15 protein-coding genes are annotated in these 19,726 nt (G+C 35.2%); 2 read left to right on the plus strand and 13 right to left on the minus strand.

Annotated elements, in window-relative coordinates; genetic code table 11:
• Positions 1–138: 138 nt before the first annotated feature.
• The gene (locus DF281_RS10905; protein WP_109350295.1) at positions 139–675 is read left to right on the plus strand and encodes a hydrolase; all 537 of its coding nucleotides are present in this window, start codon (positions 139–141) and stop codon (positions 673–675) included.
• 95 nt (positions 676–770) lie between these two features.
• Here DF281_RS10905 and DF281_RS10910 read toward each other — a convergent pair whose 3' ends face one another.
• Positions 771–968, minus strand: a complete 198-nt coding sequence (locus DF281_RS10910; RefSeq protein ID WP_109350296.1) for a hypothetical protein — start codon at positions 966–968, stop codon at positions 771–773.
• Between the two features lie 140 nt (positions 969–1,108).
• Between DF281_RS10910 and DF281_RS10915 the strand changes: the two genes are divergently transcribed.
• A complete protein-coding gene (locus DF281_RS10915) occupies positions 1,109–2,257 on the plus strand; it encodes a YbfB/YjiJ family MFS transporter (protein WP_109350297.1) in 1,149 nt (382 codons plus the stop codon).
• Here the strand turns inward: DF281_RS10915 and DF281_RS10920 are convergent.
• From DF281_RS10920 to DF281_RS10975, 12 genes are all read right to left on the minus strand, one after another.
• Positions 2,247–3,326 carry a metallophosphoesterase gene (locus DF281_RS10920; RefSeq protein ID WP_109350298.1) on the minus strand — a complete coding sequence of 360 codons (1,080 nt, stop codon included), beginning with the start codon at positions 3,324–3,326 and terminating at the stop codon, positions 2,247–2,249. The genes DF281_RS10915 and DF281_RS10920 overlap by 11 nt on opposite strands.
• Entirely contained in the window at positions 3,316–4,272 is a 957-nt protein-coding gene (rnz, locus tag DF281_RS10925; protein ID WP_109350299.1) for a ribonuclease Z, read from the minus strand. Before rnz ends, DF281_RS10920 begins: the two co-directional genes overlap by 11 nt.
• Positions 4,273–4,283: 11 nt before the next feature.
• On the minus strand, positions 4,284–5,516 hold the full coding sequence (locus DF281_RS10930; protein WP_172461964.1) for a DNA polymerase IV: 1,233 nt from the start codon (positions 5,514–5,516) through the stop codon (positions 4,284–4,286).
• Between the two features lie 99 nt (positions 5,517–5,615).
• Complete coding sequence (locus DF281_RS10935; protein ID WP_109350300.1) at positions 5,616–7,781, minus strand: transglutaminase domain-containing protein; 2,166 nt, start codon at positions 7,779–7,781, stop codon at positions 5,616–5,618.
• A complete protein-coding gene (locus DF281_RS10940; RefSeq protein WP_109350301.1) occupies positions 7,774–8,808 on the minus strand; it encodes a DUF58 domain-containing protein in 1,035 nt (344 codons plus the stop codon). The genes DF281_RS10935 and DF281_RS10940 overlap by 8 nt, the downstream gene beginning before the upstream one ends.
• Complete coding sequence (locus DF281_RS10945; protein WP_109350302.1) at positions 8,809–9,735, minus strand: AAA family ATPase; 927 nt, start codon at positions 9,733–9,735, stop codon at positions 8,809–8,811.
• Positions 9,719–11,386 carry an ABC transporter ATP-binding protein gene (locus DF281_RS10950; protein ID WP_166636124.1) on the minus strand — a complete coding sequence of 556 codons (1,668 nt, stop codon included), beginning with the start codon at positions 11,384–11,386 and terminating at the stop codon, positions 9,719–9,721. Before DF281_RS10950 ends, DF281_RS10945 begins: the two co-directional genes overlap by 17 nt.
• Positions 11,359–12,222, minus strand: a complete 864-nt coding sequence (locus DF281_RS10955; protein WP_109350304.1) for an energy-coupling factor transporter transmembrane component T family protein — start codon at positions 12,220–12,222, stop codon at positions 11,359–11,361. Before DF281_RS10955 ends, DF281_RS10950 begins: the two co-directional genes overlap by 28 nt.
• Positions 12,223–12,753, minus strand: a complete 531-nt coding sequence (locus DF281_RS10960) for a DUF4430 domain-containing protein (protein WP_109350305.1) — start codon at positions 12,751–12,753, stop codon at positions 12,223–12,225. It abuts the gene before it with no gap.
• Positions 12,750–14,534, minus strand: coding sequence for a prenyltransferase/squalene oxidase repeat-containing protein (locus tag DF281_RS10965; RefSeq protein ID WP_109350306.1), 1,785 nt, complete (start codon positions 14,532–14,534; stop codon positions 12,750–12,752). The genes DF281_RS10960 and DF281_RS10965 overlap by 4 nt, the downstream gene beginning before the upstream one ends.
• Positions 14,531–16,618, minus strand: coding sequence for a DUF4430 domain-containing protein (locus tag DF281_RS10970; RefSeq protein ID WP_109350307.1), 2,088 nt, complete (start codon positions 16,616–16,618; stop codon positions 14,531–14,533). The genes DF281_RS10965 and DF281_RS10970 overlap by 4 nt, the downstream gene beginning before the upstream one ends.
• 103 nt (positions 16,619–16,721) lie before the next feature.
• Entirely contained in the window at positions 16,722–19,616 is a 2,895-nt protein-coding gene (locus DF281_RS10975; RefSeq protein WP_109350308.1) for an Ig-like domain-containing protein, read from the minus strand.
• Between the last annotated feature and the right edge of the window lie 110 nt (positions 19,617–19,726).

The following is a 19,726-nucleotide window of genomic DNA, read 5'->3' on the forward strand; positions in this document are numbered from 1 at the left end:
TCTTTTCGTTGTCATTATTTTAGTATTCATCTTTGCAGATGTCAACCGTATTTTCCATATTTTTCTGAAAATAGTTTCTTTTTGCATGAAGTACTCATATACGTTACGATTATTACATATTGAAATGGAGGTTTTCACATGAATATTGAGCAAACAGCAGTTGTATTAATCGATGTGCAAGGTAAATTAGCGACAATTATGAATGATTCAGAACATACAGTGAACAATATTGAAAAATTGGTGAAAGGCGCGAAAGTACTTGATCTCCCCGTTCTCTGGTTAGAACAGTATCCTAAAGGTCTTGGGCCAACTGTTCCTTCGATTGCTGCGGAACTTGGCGAGCAAAAGCCAATCGAAAAAGTAACTTTCAGTGCTTGGAAAACAGATGAATTCAAAAATGCATTAATTGCTTTAAATCGTAAAAACATTTTAATTTGCGGCATTGAAGCACATATTTGTGTTTACCAAACTGCAAAAGACTTGAATAATGCCGGTTTCAATGTGGAAGTCGTGACGGATGCCATTGATTCACGAAATGAAGCGAATAAACAATTAGCAATCCAGCGCTTAATGCAAGATAGGATCGCACTTACAAGTGTAGAGACGGCGCTATTTGAACTAGTGGAAGTGGCAAGTGGCGACCGCTTCAAACAAATTAGTAAAATCGTAAAATAAACATTAAAAAGGTGAACAAAACGGATTCGTTCCGATTTGCTCACCTTTTGTTTATATGGAAAAGAGCCAAGCGTATGCTCGACTCCTCATAGAAATTATTGTTTTTTAAATTCTGCATCTAGTTCTTGATATGCATGTTGGAATTTACCGCCGTCTTTTACAGCTGCGTGGTAAAGTGCTTTAAGCGCATATTCATTTTCTAATGACATCGAGCTTTTAATTTCGTTCAGCTCTTTCTTAAGTTGTGGGTCATTATTTACTAGTTTTTGCATTTGATTTTGATGGTATCTCATTCGTATCACTTCCTTTTTTCCTATTATAACACCATATGAACAATTATTTTTATTTCCAATAGTATTTCTTCATTTTTTTCGCTATAGTTGTATTATATTCTCTTTACATACATTTTTTACTATAATAGGTGGTGTTTTTTATGAAAAAGGAACATTTTTATAAAATTCTCGGCGCAATTTTATTTTTAACAGTTGCGATGGGTATTGGTCGATTTTCTTTTACACCGATTCTTCCTTATATGAAAGAAGCAGAGGGTTTTTCCGTAGGTATTGGCAGTTGGATCGCTGCTGGTAACTATATTGGATACTTAATCGGCGCATTAGCTGCTGGATTTATCGTTAAAAAGCAAAAATCAATCTTAATAATAAGTGCTTGGTTCTGTTTTGCATCAGTCATTTTCATGGCTTTCTCTCATTCATTTGTCAGTTGGTTTTCTTTAAGAATATTGGGCGGTGTGACTGGTGGTTTCATTTTTGTGCTGACTTCTAGTATGATCATGGACTATTTAGCGAAACATCAATTATCGAAATGGTCTGGATATATTTTTAGTGGGATCGGTTTGGGCATCGCGATTTCCGGATTGGTCGTACCGCTTTTTATCTCATTTTCAACTTGGCGCAGCGCTTATATAGGACTTGCTATCATTGCTGCCATCTGCATTTTTGTGACAATGTACTTATGGCGCAATTTAACAGCCGAAAAACATACAGTCGTGCATAAAAAAGAAAATGTCATGAAAGGATTTATGTTTTGGTTGGCAATAGCCTATGGTTTCGAAGGATTAGGCTATATTATTACTGGAACTTTTTTAGTGGATTTGATTCATGAAATTCCTTCTTTACAACAATATGCCGCATTTAGTTGGGTCATCGTTGGGATTGGCGCAATTCCATCCGCACCTTTATGGACTTGGTTAATGTCTACTTATAAACCGATTCGCGTCATTCGAATTGCTTATTTATTACAAGCGGGTGGCATTTTACTACCTGTCATTTCTTCTAATGTTTGGACAGTATTATTATCTGCATTATTATTCGGCTCGACATTTGTTGGCTTAGTGTCAATGACAACAGGTTATGGTCGCCAATTATTCCCACAAAAAAGCGTCAGCGTGGTTTCCCTACTGACGACATTTTATGCAGTTGGCCAAATTATTGGGCCAATTATTGCGGGTATGCTCATTACGCACTATGAAACGTATAATGCGGCATTGATTTTTGCGACAGCGATTATCATCGTCGCTGTTTTTTGTCTACAATTTGGTCATCGAAAATATATTAACGATTAAAGTTTACATCGATTGACCATAGTTCGGATTGTGTCCCGATTCTCATAGGTGGTCCCCAAAATCCGTAACCCGAAGTGACCACATAATCCGTATTATTTTTCTTTGTATGGCCATAATCTAGTGGATAAATATTACGCGTCATTAAATTCCCTGGCCATAATTGACCTTTATGTGTATGCCCGGACATCATAAGCGATACACCTTCATCCGCCATTTCTTTATTCGGTTGATGATCGATGACAATCCAAGCATCTGATTTCGCAATATTTTCACGTAATTGTGCCAATGATTTACGACTTTGATTCGTAGCATCATCTCGACCGGTTAAAAAGAAATCTTCTTTAATTTTAATTGTTTCATCCTGTAGTAAAGTAATATTCGATTTTTTCATTGCTTCTTTCGTTTCTTCGATTTCCTTACCAATATATTCGTGATTCCCTAAAACGGCATATACACCATATGTCGTTTTTAATTTTTTCATTGTTTCGTTCATTTTTTGCTCATTAAACCATTTTGGCGAATCATCCACAACATCACCTGCCAAAATAACGAGATCTGGCTTCTCTTTATTTGCTAGTGCGACGAACTTTTCTAAATGCTTTTTATTTGAGAGTAGTCCAAGATGTGTATCGCTTGCGACAACTATTTTTAAATGATCGAGCTTACTTACTTCTGGTCGATTCATTTCAAATGATTTCACTACTGGTGTGTAGGCATAATGATGGCCAACAAATCCGAGAAGAATTAGCGCAGCAATCGCTGAAATACCAATCCATTGCTTATATTTTTTACGAAGGATTACATACACAATTTGGCTAATAATCGTCAGCATAAGTCCATACATGAAAATATAGAACCAATAATCACTGACTATTTTCAAAAAATCGAGTTCGATTAATCGAGTTAATACTGGGCTAAGTGCTAAAAGAATATACATTACCCAAAAAATAAGTTTCGTGACTCTTTTTGGTTTATTCAATAGTGCTAATAAATTTCGAGCAATATAATAATTGGCCGCACCATAAATCGAGAGTATGACAATGAAGATCAATATGAATTTAATCGACATTGAGATCCTCCTCTAAAATAATTTGATTATTTCTCCATTGGAATAAAGAGAAATCAGATACGATTTTACTATTTTCAAAAACTAATCTTGCATCGGATTCAAGTAATTCGACATCTTTCTTCATAAAACGTGCGCTAATATGATTCATTAGAAGATATTTCACATTTGCTTGTTTCGCAACAGTTGCTGCTTCTACATTTGTCGAATGACCATATTGCGCAGCTAGTTTTTCAGTTCCTCGATCAAAGGTTGCTTCATGGATTAACACATCCGCATTTTCACTTAAATCAATAGACTGTTGACAATATTTTGTATCACCTAAAATGGTTACGATCCAGCCTTTTTGAGATTCAGACAATAGTGAAGCACTTTTTACAACTTGGCCATTATCTAAAACAACATCTTCACCAGCTTTTAATTTACCTAGTAGTGGACCAAATGGAACTCCTTGCTTTCGAGCTTCATCAATATCCAATTTTCCAGGTAAATCCTTTTGTTCGATTCGATACCCATAGCAAGGCACGACATGCTTTAATTTTTGACATTTTACGGTAAAATTCTGATCTTCAAAAATAATGCCCTCTTGTATTTCTCTAAATTCTAGTTCATATGTGAGATGCGTACCGCTGATCGTTAATGCTTGTCGAACGAAATCCTCTAAACCTTTTGGCCCAAAAATAGTGAGTGGTTCATCTCCACCTAAAAATGAGCGCGAACTTAAAAATCCTGGTAAACCAAAAATATGATCTCCGTGAAGATGCGTAATGAAGATTTTCTCGATTTTCCTCGGTTTTAAATTCGTATGTAATATTTGGTGCTGTGTCGCTTCTCCGCAATCAAACAGCCATACCGCACCAATTTCATCTAATAATTTCAAAGCGATCGCAGACGTATTTCTCGCTTTTGAGGGCATACCTGCGCCAGTTCCTAAAAATTGTATTTGCATACAATCACTCCTTAATGATCATCCAAAAAGTCTTTACTAAAACTTGTTGTCGATTCAAAGTTTGATTTTCTTTTCACTTTCATACCCTTTTGGATACTTGTTTCACCATATTTCCGCTTAATTTGTTCAACAAGTTTTAATACGGGTTCTTCCTTCGCATGTTTTTCATAATTAAAAATCGACAGCTGCTCTGCTTCTTCTTTTACATTAAAAACATGACTTACGGCAACGCCCAATAGTCGTATTGGTTCTTCATTCCAATGTTTCCGAACTAATTTCATCGCTTCTCGCTCAATATCTTCTTTTGCAGAAAGGCCGTTTTTAAATGAAATTGACCGCGTGATATTTTTCCAATCAGCTGTTCGAAATTGGATTTGCAAAGTCGTACCCGCTAAGTTTTTGGAGCGTAATCTAGAGGATACTTTGCCACTTAGTACTTGTATCATATCAAATAGTTCACGTAGTTCAACTAGATCCTTTGGAGATGTCATAGAACTTCCGACTGATTTCGTATCATATACGGATTCTGGATCTACCTCTCGTTCGTCGATGCCGTATGATTTTTGCCAAATTCGGATTCCTACTTTGCCCATTAATTGCTCCAGTTCTTTCTCATTTCGCTTAGCAATATCACCGATTGTCTTCATATTATGCTCTGCAAGCTTTTTAGCGGTACTTTCGCCAATTCCATGCATTTCCTGTGTCGGTAAATGCCATAGCATCTCTGGCACTTGTCGCTTTCTTAATACAGTAATCCCCATAGGTTTTTTCATATCAGAAGCGGTTTTTGCTAAAAATTTATTTGGTGCAATACCAATTGAACAAGGCAAATCTAATTCCTCAAGCAACCTTTTTTGAATATTTTCTGCTAATTGGATCGCATCTGCTCCATTTACAATGCTCGTTACATCTAAATAACCTTCATCAATGGATACTGGTTCCACTAAATTAGTATAACTTTTTAGTATTGTAAACATTGCTTTAGAAGCTGCTCGGTATTTTTCAAAATTCGGTGGTAATAAAAGTAGTTCTGGGCATTTTCGCTTCGCTTCCCACACCGGCATTGTCGTATAAACACCCTTTGCGCGAGCTTCATACGAACAAGTCACTAATATTCCCCGCCGCTCTTTCGGATTACCTGCGATTGCAACCGCTTTTCCCTTCAAAGTTGGATCCAGCGCCTGCTCAACCGATGCATAAAAACAGTTCATATCAATATGAAATATTATTTTCGCTTTCACCATTTCCTAACCTCCGATACAATCATATGTTCCTATTATAACATGAAAAAGTTTTTCAAATAAAAAATACCGAGAAACTGAAAATCAATTTCTCGATACGCTTTAGTATTTCATTAAAATATACTTTAATTTCAATTTCTGCCACCATTTCAATGGTTTGATTAACTCTTTTTCCATGATTTTTACTAATGCAGATCTCGGTACTTCTATTCCACCATATTTCGCAGCTTGGTAGTCTTTATACGTATTTTCGAATTGTTGAAGTGCTTCATCCGATAAAGCATGGCGTATAACGAGTAGTTTTTTTGAAAGTGATGCATTTTCTTCATAGTCAAGTAGAACGACAGCAAGCCATATTTCACTTAAATGAATCGTCGCTTGTAAATGTTCAACAATCGCGTGACTTTGTATTTGTTTATACAATTTCCTAATTTTCCTTCTACGAATCGTAATCATCACAATAAAACTTAAAATGAGGATGACTAAAAGTAAAATTCCCACAATTATATACCAATGCTTCTCAAGCTTTTCACGTTTTGGTTGAGGTGGGGTTTGATTTTCATGATCTTGAATTTCCTTTTTCGCTGACTCTTTAGAACCGTCGTTAGAAGTCGCTCCATTCGCTGTCGGGTTTTTAGAAACATGATTGCCTTTCGGTATGTATGACGCCTTTACTTCCGGCATTTCTTTTCTAATTTCCGGCACTAATTCAATCGGCACCCAACCTACTTGATCAATGTAAATTTCAGTCCACGCATGCGCCGAACTCAATGGCACTTCAATTTTTGAAAAAGCTTTCTTTCCTTCAATTTGATCATTTGTAATATAGTAACCTTCCACATAACGAGCTGGAATACCCATCATACGAAATGCAAGAGTTCCAATCGTCGCATAGTGAGGGGCATAGCCTTTTCTCTCTGTTTGCCAAACTGTAGAAGTTACTTGTTTTTTCCCTATTGTTTTTTCATCATACCGAATATTTTTCGCTACCAAATCTTGAACAAATTGAATTGATTTTTCATAATCAATTTTAGCTTGTTTTTTAAAATCCTGTTGTAAAATTAATTGATCTGCTTGTTCGACTGCTACATACTCTTTTGCAACATATTGTCGGTAATTTGCTTCAAGCATGAAATACTTTTTCATCTTTTCAGTATCCATTTTCGAAGCATTTTCTGCATAGTTTGCTAATATATTATTTTCGATTGAAAATTTACTTTCATTTTCTGTTGGATATTTTTCAAAGCCATCCAGTTGGATATATTTTGAATCCTTATCAGAAACAACCCCATAAGGAATATAGCGATAGCGCTGATCTGCTTCATTATTCGACACAACTATAGTTGATTGATCCGATTGGCCAACTTTAAATTGCAGATTCGCTAACATTGTATTACTATAGAAATTTTCCTTTTCCAGCCAATAAAACAACTCATTTTGAGCGGCTGCTTCTTCGTAACTTTGTGTAAGCCATTGATCGTCCTTAAATTCCTTACCAATAAACCCTTTGAAATACATCGCTTGTGGTTTCTCCATGACAACTTCCAGCGCCGTTTCCTTCGTTGTTGTACGCTCACCAACTTTCGACATATCGCCATTTCGCATCCACGTATTTTCTTGATCATGCGCATATTTCTTTTCCACTTCATGTTGGAAATACTGGGGAATTTTTTGTAATGCTTCTTGATTTGTCAAAATGACAGTTAATCCAATAGTCGTAATTACGAAAAGTCCGATTGTTTGCACACCGTATCTTCGGATAAACTGCTTTGATGATACACATAACAACAAAGTTGCAAAATAGACGATGAGTAGCAATAGCCATTGATCTGACTGTAATACGAAAAAAGCAACTGTCATGAATAGCGTCATCCATTTAACACTTGTTTTTGATTGTTTGCTCAATATGAATAAATGAATTGCTGCTAGCGATAATAGAAGTACAAAAATATTCATACTTGCAAATTCAAATGAATTTAATTTTAATCCATATAGAGAAGCTAACCTTTGTTGAAGTTGATTCCAACTAGCGAAAATCGTTTTCACAACCCATGGGACAGCAATAATAAATAAAGCTAATAGCGTGATTGTCATGAACTTTATCTTATTGAATCGAATAACGAAATAGAATGAAATAATAATTAAGCTATTTACAAATAATACTACAAGTGAATTCGTCATCATTAGGAGGCAAGCTGTTGACCATATCGCGTAACCAAAAACAAATAAGTTATTTCGATCTTCTATACTTTTTTCAATATTAAACAAACGTTTGACCTCCCAACTTCAATAAATCTTCTTCCATTTTATTTCTGCGAATAGCCCAAGCTTGTGGTTGTTCATCGACCAAACGAATACTTATTACTGTATGAGAAGTTGCTGATTCATCCTTCGTCACTACTAAAGCGAACGAATCATCATCCATCGCTTTTAAACTACTTCCTTTTAATGTAGCTAATTTTAAGGTTTTCAAGTCAATATCTTGTAGTGATCCTTCATTCCCATCCATACATACAAAAACATTTTTCTGCTGTTGTTGAAAATAATTTGCAATAGATAAATATATTTCATTTAGTAGATTCAGATCTTCTTGATTTTCACAGTTTTCTAAAGATAAAAAAATCCTTTCATTGACTTGTTCATGCTGCTCTAACACAACTAAGTCATCTAACTTAGCAGACAGTTTCCAATGAATCTGCCTTAATGAATCGCCCATTTTATACGCTCTAATCCCAAATGATTCATCTGAAAGTGATTGAACTTGGCGCATTTGATCAGATTCGGCATCTATACGACTACTAATTCCAAAATCCAACATTGATTCAATTGGATAAACTTTTGGCCAAATTGTAATCGCCTGATTTGCCTGTATTTTATATTTAAAAGGGATTATTCCATTGATTTTAATAAAATCGACTTCAATTTCTAATAATCCTGGTTCTTGAAATTGTAAATTTTGGCTCGCTAATTTTTCTTGTCGCGCACCTACAAAAGTATCGATTGTACCCTTTTCAACCTTATTAAAATGCGTGTTTTTAATTTTATAATGAATGACACAGTTCGATATTGGTAACCAACTTTTATTTTTTAGTGAAAATTGAATTTCCACATTTTCTCCACGCGTACCTTCAATGAATGTTGGGGAAAATAGTTCTACTTTCCCTCGAAAGATCAAACGTTTCATATACGAAAAAACAGTTACGATTACGAGTAATAATAATACGAATAAAAAGACGGGTTGTGTAGACATCATCGCCAATACTACCAGTAGTAAAATGCCTATAATCTTACTCATTTACTGCACCAAAACATCAGGCGATGGTGTGTTTTTTAATACATCGCGAAGGATCGTTTCGGCAGAAGTCAGGGCAGTTGGACTTAATACAATTCGATGATGTGTCGTATCTAAAAACACAGCCATCACATCTTCTGGAATGACATAATTTCGATTTTGAATATATGCATGTGCTTTCGCAGCTCGACAAATCGACAGTGCGCCACGTGGACTAATCCCTTGTGCTACTTCTTGGATTGTACGTGTTTCCATCGAAAGTTTCGTCACATAATCTAGAATTTCTTCAGAGATGATTGTATTTTTCACAACTTGCTGCATTTCGATCAATTGACTCGCATTGACAATAGGGCGAATGTGATCTAATGGTTGTGCAGTTTGACGATCCCGTAATAATTCCATCTGACTTTGGTAATCTGGATATCCAATCGTCAGTTTCATCATAAATCGATCTAATTGAGCCTGTGGTAGCTTCTGCGTTCCAATATGGTCGATCGGATTTTGCGTCGCCATTACTGTGAAAGGCTTTGGCACTTCATAGCGCACGCCATCAACCGTTACGGCGCCTTCCTCCATCACTTCTAATAGGGCCGACTGTGTACGACTCGACGTTCGGTTAATTTCATCCCCTAACACAAAATTACTCATAACTGCACCTTGTCGATATTGGAAACGGTCTTGTTCCTTGTCATAGTATGTAAAACCAACGACATCTGAAGCAGTGACATCCGGCGTAAATTGAATTCTTGAAAAATTGAGTCCTAAAACTTTACTAAATGCCAAGGCTAAAGTTGTTTTACCAATTCCAGGTACATCCTCAAGTAAAATATGCCCTTCTGCTAAAATCGCGGTAAAAACCTTTTCAATTACTTTTCTTTTACCTTTGATCACGGTTTCCACTTCTGAAATAATGTTATTTACTGTTGTCATTTAATTGAACTCCCATCTCATCTTGTATACGCGATAATAAATCTTCATAGATTACGACATCATCAAAAAATGGTTTTGCTAGTTGATTTACTGTTGGCGTATAAAAATTATTTTGCTTAAAAAATTGCTGCGGTGATTTAATCGCTACTAATTTATGATCAAAAAATAGTGTGCAACCATCGGAAGTGCGTGCGGCAAACTCCAAATCATGCGTGACAATTAGTATACTCATGCCGTTATTTTTCAATTGAATCAGCAGTTGTCGGTACTGCTCTTTTGCAAATAAATCAAGCCCTTTCGTCGGCTCATCTAATAATAAAATCTGCGGATTATTCAATAATAATTTTGCTAAAGCAGCCTTCTGTAATTCTCCACCACTTAGATCATCGGGATGTTGTTTTCGGATTGCTTCAATTTGTAGCAATGAGATGACTCGCTCGACATTGTCTTTTGAAATAGCGCATGCATCACAATACTTTAAAAAATCCTTTTCGATCGTATCTTCAATAAATAATGTTGAAGGATCTTGCGGAAGCGATGCAATTCCTTCACGATTTAAGTGGCGTGCAGATAATTTCTTTTGTTTTACTCCATCGATTAAAATGGAGCCTTTATAAAAGTTCCGCTGTCCTGAAATCGCTTTTAGTAAAGTTGATTTACCAGAGCCATTATTGCCAAATATTGATATTATTTCACCTTTATGTAGTTCAAAACTGACATCCTCTAATAAATCGATTGCGTTTTTCGAATAGCGAAAATGAATGTTTTTCACTTCTAATCGTACTGGACTCGTGCGGTTCATCGTTTTGCTTTCATATGCTAATTTTCCTATGTTTTTTGATCGTAAAACTTTTATGCCATCTTTGATCGTTAGCGGAAACTCATCCCACCCTAAATCTGTAGCTAACTGCAATGATGGCGGCAAGCATTTTCGGAAATGATGGTCGTTTTTTTGAAGAAAATGAATTATTTCTTCCACCGTTCCGCTGCAAACTTGCATGCCCACTTCAATGAGTGTCATATGCGTAGCAATCGGAAATAAGGATTCTAATCGATGTTCGACAATGATAATCGTTTTGCCTAATTCCTCATTAATTCTTTGTAGTAATTGTATAAATTCCTTTGCGGCAATCGGATCTAATTGCGCTGTAGGTTCATCTAATACAATAATTGTCGGATTCATCACTAATGTTGAAGCTAAATTAAGCAGTTGTTTTTGCCCTCCAGATAGATGATCCGTTTTTTCATGTAACCAGTTTTGCATTCCAAAAAACTGAACGATTTCACCAATGCGAATTTTCATTTCATCTTGTGAAACGCCTATATTCTCTAGGCCAAATGCCAACTCTTGTAAAACATCTTCAAAAATAATTTGCTTATGAGGATTTTGACGAACAAAACCAATTTCACTTACTTGTTGGCGAATTGAATATTGAGCAATCGGTTTATTTCTTAATCTTACTTCCCCTTGAAGGTGTCCAACCGCCTTTTCTGCACGTATTAAATTATTTAATAATGTTGATTTCCCTGAACCAGAAGGGCCGAAAATTACATGAAAGTCACCTTCTGAAATCGTCAAATTCAGATTTTGAATAATCGGTTTAGAATCATAATGGCTAAAAGTTAGATTTTCGATTTGTAGTAATGCCATTGCACCCATCCTTTTATTTGAATAATAATTGGTAAACTAATGAAAACAAACACGAGCCAGTAAATCGGCTCCACCGTCATTTCCTTTCGAAGCGGGAAGAAATAATAACGCAGTTGAGCATAGTTTATGACCATAATAAAAAATGTGATTAATATACTAACAACTATGATGCAATCAGTTTTTCTAAAACGGTAATGTTGGAAATGCGTTCTTTTTCCACTTTTAAACCCTCGTTCATGCATGACAGCACTTTTTTGGAATGTATTTTCAAATGCGTTGTAATAACTGTTCATCCAGATTTTCACTGTTTTATACATCCGTTCAAATTTACTTTGTGATGAGAAATAGCCAATCGATTGCTGCGCTTCCATCACTTTTTGAAATTGAATTTTCCCATTTGGAATCCACCTTACAAAGTTTGAAAGAGCAATTGCTAATGTAATCGAGCGATTCGATGTTAAATAGATTATTTTCTTCATCGGAAACGAAATGATTAAAGCTTGCCAAGTAATCCAGGTAGCAGCCACAGCAACCGCCATCACGATACTATAGAAAATCACTTCGGTCGTGACAGCTTGATCGTTCAAATAGAAGATTGGGGTAGCGCCATTATGGTAGAAATAGATTGTAAAGAGCATGATTAATCCGCTTAAACTCGCTACAAATACTAATTCATTCAGTATGCTTTTCCTATTTTGAGATATTGACCAAAATAAAAACAATGAAATAAATAGTAGGAATATGACAATCGGCGCTTTAAATAACCAGAGTATTACGAGTAGAAATAGATAGTATAAAGTCAGTGTCAAAGGATGAAATTGGTGAAATGTTAGCATTTAAAACTCCCCTCCAATGTCTTTACCTAGATTTTTAGTGAAATGGAATTCGATGTGATCACCATTCTTCAGTGTATATCTACTTACACCAACGTCAGGAAATTCACCATTCACCTCATACATCCAACCACTGTTCGCTCCAGCTGAAAATTCATATAAATAATTGATTCCTTGTATGTAGGCACTTTTAAAAACATTGTCATTCGCACCTTGAAACTCTAATTGAATTTTATGAAATCTCGTCGCCCTTTGTAGTACATCAAAAACCGTATCACCATTTCGCAATACATATTCTTTTCGTTTTAAAATAATGCCGTCTTTTGGGACAAATTCTCGTAATTCTGGCTTTAATAAATGCTCATTTCCTACAAGTGACTTACTGTCGATCGCTAAGGTCACTATTTCTGAATCCGCCTTTATATCATCAATATGCGTTAATTCAAATTCTTCTACACTTTGAAATTTAGTACCTGTAAAGAAAATGGTGATCAGTAAAATGATGGACGCAATGATTAATAAATCCTTTCTCATTCGTCCAACTCCTTCTCCTTTTTACGTTTTCGAATCATAATAAATGCGAAAATTAAGGCAATAATTCCAATTCCGACACCGTATTTCAATAAGTTTTGTCGTTTTAATGTAGTCATTTGTGTTTTTGATTTTTTCAGATCTTCTGCACTCAAAATTTGTTTCTGATCGACTTTCGGCAGTTTTTCGTACTTAGAATAAATACGATTAACCTTTTCTTCGTCTTCCAAAGATAATTTACTAAAAGGATATAAATCATTTAAAATCTCTTCATTAAGTTGCTGAATCTCATGTTGTAGTAATTCGATTTCCCTTTTTCTTTGTTCTAGCAATTGCTTTTCTTCTTTTTGATCAGCAGTTAGTCGATTTAATAAAGTCGTCACCTCAACATACTGCTCAGTTGTAATTTCTTTTGGCAGTTGATGAATGCGTTTCAACTCTTGTTTAGATAAAGTTGTCGACTTATTGGATTGTTGATTCAGTATTTTCACAGGCTTCATCTTTTTTTGACCATTGGCATAATTGGCATCAACCACATCTATTGCATCTAATTTAATTTGATATTTTTGCAATGATGTTTTTAATTGCTGATAATGTTCCACATACTGATGTTCTAAAACAGGTATTTTTTTATACAATTCATATGTTTGAAGCGCTGATTTTTCAGAATTTATATTTTCAATTTCTTGTTCGACTTTTTCAATTTGCTGCTGCGTTTTTATGTCCTGCTCTTGTCGATAATCATAGAGTGAACGCATTTCTCGGTTTTCTCTTTCAATTGACACAAACGCATATAATGCTTGCTCACTGGCCATTGTATTTGATTCATCTGGCAAAGCGGTTGGGTTATCCTGATTATATTTCTTTGAATGGACGAATCCTCCATCCTTCATTTGAAATTGAAGCATTCCATCAATTAAAGAATTCCCCTTTTTAACAAATTCCTTCTGCGGATCTAAGCCAAGTGATGTCAGCGCAACAACTACTTGAGCGGTTGACTCCAAGTTTTCTTCCCCTGCCATCTTGAAAGCACCAGAATTCGTTTGCTCTTTTTTCAAAAATTCAAGTGCTGAAGTAATCGCTTCATGTACAGTTTTCCCATTATATTTTTTCTCGTCATTTTTATATGGAGCTAGAGCTTGAAGCGCCATCGCGGTCATATCGACATCTGACTCATCCATCTCGAATGAAAAGCCTCCATCTTTCAGTTGTTTAGACAATAGGCGATCAATTAATTCATTGCGATCCTCAAATGCATCATTAGGCACTTCATATTTTAAGGCATCCAATGTTATTAGCCCCCAAATCAAGCCATTTATACCTTGTGCATCAATCGCCATCGTTTTACCTCGATTATATGTACCGTCCTCAATCAAATTGATTTTCTGATTGCCAACCGATGTTGCATCGCCACCCGCAGCTAGATATGCGAGTGTCATACGATGCCATTCCGTCGATTTTGATTCACTTAATTTTTCTGGAAAAGTGTATTTTTGAGAAATAACATTTTCGAGTACTGCACGATAATTCTCGTATAGATCGGGGTAGCCTACTCTACCTAGGCCAACAACATACCAATCGACTGCTGTACTCCCTGCATTTTTCAAAAACTCATAATTTAGTAGTTGATCGCTCGTTTTCAGATGCATCTTTTCTTTTTTCCATTCGACAATATCATTGACGAATTCGATTGGTTCAATTTTTGCTTTTGCCTCTACTTGTTGGTGAATAGCGAGCGTGCTAATCAGAACTGCACTTGCAAAAATATTTTTCAGTTTTATCATTTTTCTACTGCCCCTCCACCATTAGCAAACCCTGTATCCTTGCCATACATTAATGTAAATTGAATTTTCACAACATCCCCGCTTTGGAATCTTGCATCCGCAAATCCGTAGTTCGGGAAATCGCCATTGACGCTATACACCCACCCAGATCCACTTGTTAAGTCGAATTCACCAAGACTATTTGGATCAAAATTCGTCCAATCATACGTAAGTGTACTATTTTCAACCTTTTGAACGAGGTCAGCAGGCACTTTCAATTTGCTTGCCATGCCAACTTTACTAATGGAAGCTAAATAGAATGACGCATCCAATGTGCCGGTTTTCGTATAACCGAATCCATTTTTCTTCAAGAATTGATCTAGCACATATGCTCCATTCACACCTTCATAGATTGGTACAGATTGGGGTGCGATAATTGTCGGTAAGCCCACGACTGGCGCTTGAATACTCATCGTAATATTTCCGATTGGGTCGCCACCCTCAAGATTTTTCGCAAATACAGTGTACGTCTTTGTCGCGAGTCGTCCTTCTTTATCCCAAGCTTTAATAACTACAGTATTTTTCCCTTGTTGTAGCTCTAATCGATAACTCGTCTTCTCTGCATCATCCCAAATTACAGGAACCGCTTTACCATTATTATGCACCGTTACACCGCTTGCTTGAATTCGAATGCCATCCGATGTCGTCGCCCATACATTGAAGTTCTTCTTCGTACCATGGACTTGCAAATTGTTTTTTAGGTCCGTTGTGATGATCGGTCCATTTTTATCGTCAGGAATGACACTGCCGTTATTCTCATCCGCGGGTTTTTTATAATAAATTGTGTACGTAAGACTGTTTTGGTCATTACCATTTTGCGCTGAAATTGTAATTAGGTTTTTGCCTTCTTTTAGTAAATCACTATACAAATGATTGTATTCTTTTAATTTCTCACCATTTAATGTAGCGGTCATCGGAATATTTTCTTCGTCAACTGTCGCTTCTGCATAAAATGTAATTTCAGCACTTGTCGTTGAGCCATTTTGTAAATCCGTTAAAAATTGAATTTGCGATTGTTTTTTCTCGTAATTAATCAAATATTGAGCCTTTTTCTCTTGGCCATTGTAACGCGCCACTAGCTCAACCGTTTGCTCACCTTCTTGTAAGGCAACCGTGTAACTGCCATCCGATTTCTTCGTTAAACTAGTACCATTCATATATGCTTCAATTGCTACAGATTCATCATTATAATGGGCATCTGCTTGGAAATTAAATTGAGGTTCAGTCGTATGATTAATTTTTTTCAACGTTGTATTAATAATAATGTCGTTTTTAGCAAGATAAATCGTATATTTTCTCGTCACGGTTTTCTTCGGTTCATCATAAAGAACTGTTACCGTGACTTTATTCTCCCCTTCGACTAACTGAATCGTACCCGTGAAGTCTTCTACCTCAACACTGTTCACAGTAACAATCGTTGAAAGTACTTTTGCTTTTTCATTTTTATGTGTAATAGAAAAGGCGTATTCTTCTTCTGAAACTGTTTCACCATTATTAATGGATGTAATGAAATAAGAATTGTCATCTCGATCCCCGTCTACAATTTCGACATCATCATGATCATCCTCTGAAGAATTTTCAGATTGTGTCGAATTTTGATTAGTAGTGTTACCACTATTCGGTTTATTTAGACTGTTTTCATTTTTATCATTCGGTTTTTGATTACTTTGTTCTTCTTTATTTTGATTGACCTTATTTTCTTTATTTGAAGGATTTTTTAAAGTACCGCTTGGTAGACGATCTTCCTTCGCTTGCTCATCAAATTCATCTGGCTTTTTCTCATTTTTATTTTTAGCTGTTTCTGAATTATTTTCTTCACTTTTACTCTCTTCTTCTTTTGAACTTTGGCCTTTCGATGAACTCGCCTCTTTTTCGCCATCGAAACTCGTAACCATTAATTTAGAACTCGCTAATTCGAGTGTATTGTCCAATGGATTATTTGGAATTGCTTGTTTTGAATTAGCAAATCCTACAGTCATAATACTTAGAATTAAAATAAATGCGGCTAGAAAATAAAAATATTTCGGTTTCCACCACTTTTTCATCGAACTCCCCCTTGTTCCTTTTTAAAAATACGATGGATTATTCAATCGCATTTTTAAAAAGGAAATGGGAGCTGCTATAATAGCTAGCTCCAAATCCTCTACATTACTTTACACTCACGACTTTCTTCTCACTTTTGTTTTTCACTGAATCATAAGCATAAACAGATAATTTAACACCTTTTTTCTGCTTAGTTATTTTCGCCGTGAATGTCCCCTTGCTCTTCACAGCAACTGAACTTATTTTTTTCGAACCTTTATAAATTGCTACTGTTTTTGCTTTCGAAGCTTTCCCAGTAACTTTTGTTGCACTTGCCTTTACAGAATACGGTGTTTTCACTTTCGCACCTTTGACTGTCACATAAGTCGTTTTCACAACTTTTTTGTCACTATTTCTTTGTACGAATTTCAATTTTGCGCCTTTTTTCTGCTTCGCTATTTTCATTGAATATTTGCCATTCTTACTAACTGTCGCATAAGCTAATCTTTTACTACCGTTATAAACATACACCTTTGTTGATTTTGAAGCTGTGCCAGAAACTGTTGTCGATAAATTTGTAATCGTTGGTATAGCCATTTTTGCATTTTTTGATGTAATTGCTACTATGTTTTGTAACTTCTTAATCGCTTTTTCCGCTTCTACTAAAACGGCTTCATTTTTTACAAGCTTTTTCTGTGATGTCGTTAAACCGTTAAATGCTTTACGGACACTATTTACAGCCGCTTCGTGATCCGTTGTTACTTTAGAAGGTAATGCGTCAATCATTGAAGTAACTTTATATGCAGCTTTTTGCTCTTTTGCAACTAATGGTAACAACGCTTCTTCTGCATCCGCTAGCATTTCATAATTCGTAACAACTGATTGTTGAGGAATTGTTAGATTTTCATATGCAGAACGAGCATCTTCAATTTGACTTTGTTGATCTAATGTAATTGTCGTTGGTAATTTAGCTATTAATGTAATAACCTTTTCTGCCTCGACAGTATTAATTTCAGCAAGGTTCTTTAATTTCTCTTCTACTTTTACTAACTTCTCATAATTAGTAATCATACTTTGCTGCGTCTTATTCAATTGATTGTACTTAGCACGTAATGTGAATACTTCACCTTGAACAGCCTCTGTCGCTACTGAAGCTTCAGGCAATGCCAATATGCCAATTACTAAATCTAAAATTGTTTTTGATTCCAATTGAGCAAGTGCTTTTTCAACCGCATCTAATTTTTGATGATTCGTAACAAGATTTTTCTGCCCTGCAGTAAGATTTGAAAATGCCGTTCTAACTTTTTCGATAGCATCACGATCAGTTACTTTCACAGAACTCGCCTCTGGTAATTTAGCAATTTGTTCAAATACTTCCACCGATTTCGCTTTGAGCATTTGAATTTTTTGATCGTATTGTGCTACTTTCTCATATCCTTTAATATGCACTTGCTGTTCTTTTGATAATGCGTTGTATTTCTCTGTAATTAATTCAACTTGTTTTTCTGAACTAATATCAACATTTATAAAATCTGGAAGAACCTCAATTAACTCGTTCACACGAGTGATTTGAGCATTTGCTTCGTGCATTCCAAGATTTTCAATTAACGCTACTAATTGAAGTAACTTTTCTCTATTTGTTACATCTTTCTTTTGTTTCTCAGTTAATGCCTTATATTGTTCAAATGTATTATTCACGATTACCTGGTCTTTTAAAGTAAGTTTCAATGGTTCAGGTAAGTTTTTAATTAAATCAACCACTTCTTCAATTTGAGCAAATGATTTTAATTCAATCACTTTCTTTTTAGCACTTTGTAACTTAATAAAATCTGCTTCATATATCAAAGTCTTCTGTTCTTCAGTTAATTCCTCGTAAGCTTTTAAAGCGGTGTCGATTCTTGCCTCATCTTGAATTGTAATTTTTTCTAACGCAGGAATTAATCTAGTAAGTTTATTAAATGCCGTAACTTTTGCTTTAAGTTTATTAACCTCTTCAGTAATAATTGCTAATTTGTCGAAGTTTTTAATTTTCGCACGTTCTTCAGCTGTCATTTCATCAGTAATTTTTCTAATTTCATAAATTTCATCTAAGTGACTAATTTTAATTGGAACATCCGCTACTAGCTTATCGATTCTCTCTGTAACTTCAGTAATACTTAGATCTAATTTCAATTCTTTAATCTTTTTCTCAGCATTTTCTAAATTTGATAAATAACGTACAAGTGGTTTAAAATCTTTTGGAAGTTTTTCAAATTCAGACCTTGCAGCTGCAATTCGTTCCTGCATTGCTAATGTGACTTTGTCTGCAACTGGCAAACGAAGAAGTAGCATCTCAACTTCTGATACTTTCTTTATTTCTGTAAGTCTATTAAATGCTTTTGTGAGATGTGAAGCATTTAATAGCATTTCTTTTTGTTTTTCATCCAATTTATTATAAAGATTCATATTATCTCTAATCAGCTTTTCTGAATCAAAAGTGATTTTTTCAATTGGAGGAATTAAAGAAATGTCTTTATTCATTTTTACTACTACTTCAAACCATTCCGCTTCTGCTTTAGCTCGATCTAAATTTGATTTATTTGTTACTTTATTTTTCAAGTTATACGCAAGATCGTTATATGATTTCAAAACTTTATTTACTACTTCGATATTTTCAAGTGTAACCTCGCCTTTAGCTGGTAATTTACTGATTGCGTCGATCACAAGCTCAACTTGATGTTTATCTAATAGAACATTCATTTTCTTTTCAATTGATTCGATTTCAGTTAGATTTTTTATTCGCTTTTGATTTGTTAAATCTAAATCATTTTTTCTTTCTTTTATTGAGTTAAGAAGTTTTTCGTCATCTAAAGTTAGTTCTTTATTAACTAATTTTGAAATATCAGTTTCTAAAGCTAACACTTCAGCTGATACTAATTGCTCCATTTCTTCGATAAAGGTAATAACTTTCTCTTCACGTTTAATTTGTGCTTTAAATTCTTGCGGTAATTGATTGTAAATTAATCGTGAACTACTCGCCACTTAGCTAAACCTTGCGGTTCTTCACGCTTGAAGTGGGAGCTTCTTGGGAATAGAGCGTACTTGCAAGTGTATTTCTTTACTTGCAGCGGTTTCTCTTATTTGACCGAGCT

The organism is Kurthia zopfii (assembly GCF_003143955.1).
Lineage (GTDB): Bacteria > Bacillota > Bacilli > Bacillales_A > Planococcaceae > Kurthia > Kurthia zopfii.

Bases quoted from the DNA above. Each gene is read 5' to 3' on its own strand.
- DF281_RS10905 (WP_109350295.1), top strand. From the start codon at position 139: ATGAATATTGAGCAAACAGCAGTTGTATTAATCGATGTGCAAGGTAAA.
- DF281_RS10910 (WP_109350296.1), bottom strand. From the start codon at position 968: ATGAGATACCATCAAAATCAAATGCAAAAACTAGTAAATAATGACCCA.
- DF281_RS10915 (WP_109350297.1), top strand. From the start codon at position 1,109: ATGAAAAAGGAACATTTTTATAAAATTCTCGGCGCAATTTTATTTTTA.
- DF281_RS10920 (WP_109350298.1), bottom strand. From the start codon at position 3,326: ATGTCGATTAAATTCATATTGATCTTCATTGTCATACTCTCGATTTAT.
- rnz (WP_109350299.1), bottom strand. From the start codon at position 4,272: ATGCAAATACAATTTTTAGGAACTGGCGCAGGTATGCCCTCAAAAGCG.
- DF281_RS10930 (WP_172461964.1), bottom strand. From the start codon at position 5,516: ATGGTGAAAGCGAAAATAATATTTCATATTGATATGAACTGTTTTTAT.
- DF281_RS10940 (WP_109350301.1), bottom strand. From the start codon at position 8,808: ATGAGTAAGATTATAGGCATTTTACTACTGGTAGTATTGGCGATGATG.
- DF281_RS10945 (WP_109350302.1), bottom strand. From the start codon at position 9,735: ATGACAACAGTAAATAACATTATTTCAGAAGTGGAAACCGTGATCAAA.
- DF281_RS10950 (WP_166636124.1), bottom strand. From the start codon at position 11,386: ATGGCATTACTACAAATCGAAAATCTAACTTTTAGCCATTATGATTCT.
- DF281_RS10955 (WP_109350304.1), bottom strand. From the start codon at position 12,222: ATGCTAACATTTCACCAATTTCATCCTTTGACACTGACTTTATACTAT.
- DF281_RS10960 (WP_109350305.1), bottom strand. From the start codon at position 12,753: ATGAGAAAGGATTTATTAATCATTGCGTCCATCATTTTACTGATCACC.
- DF281_RS10965 (WP_109350306.1), bottom strand. From the start codon at position 14,534: ATGATAAAACTGAAAAATATTTTTGCAAGTGCAGTTCTGATTAGCACG.
- DF281_RS10970 (WP_109350307.1), bottom strand. From the start codon at position 16,618: ATGAAAAAGTGGTGGAAACCGAAATATTTTTATTTTCTAGCCGCATTT.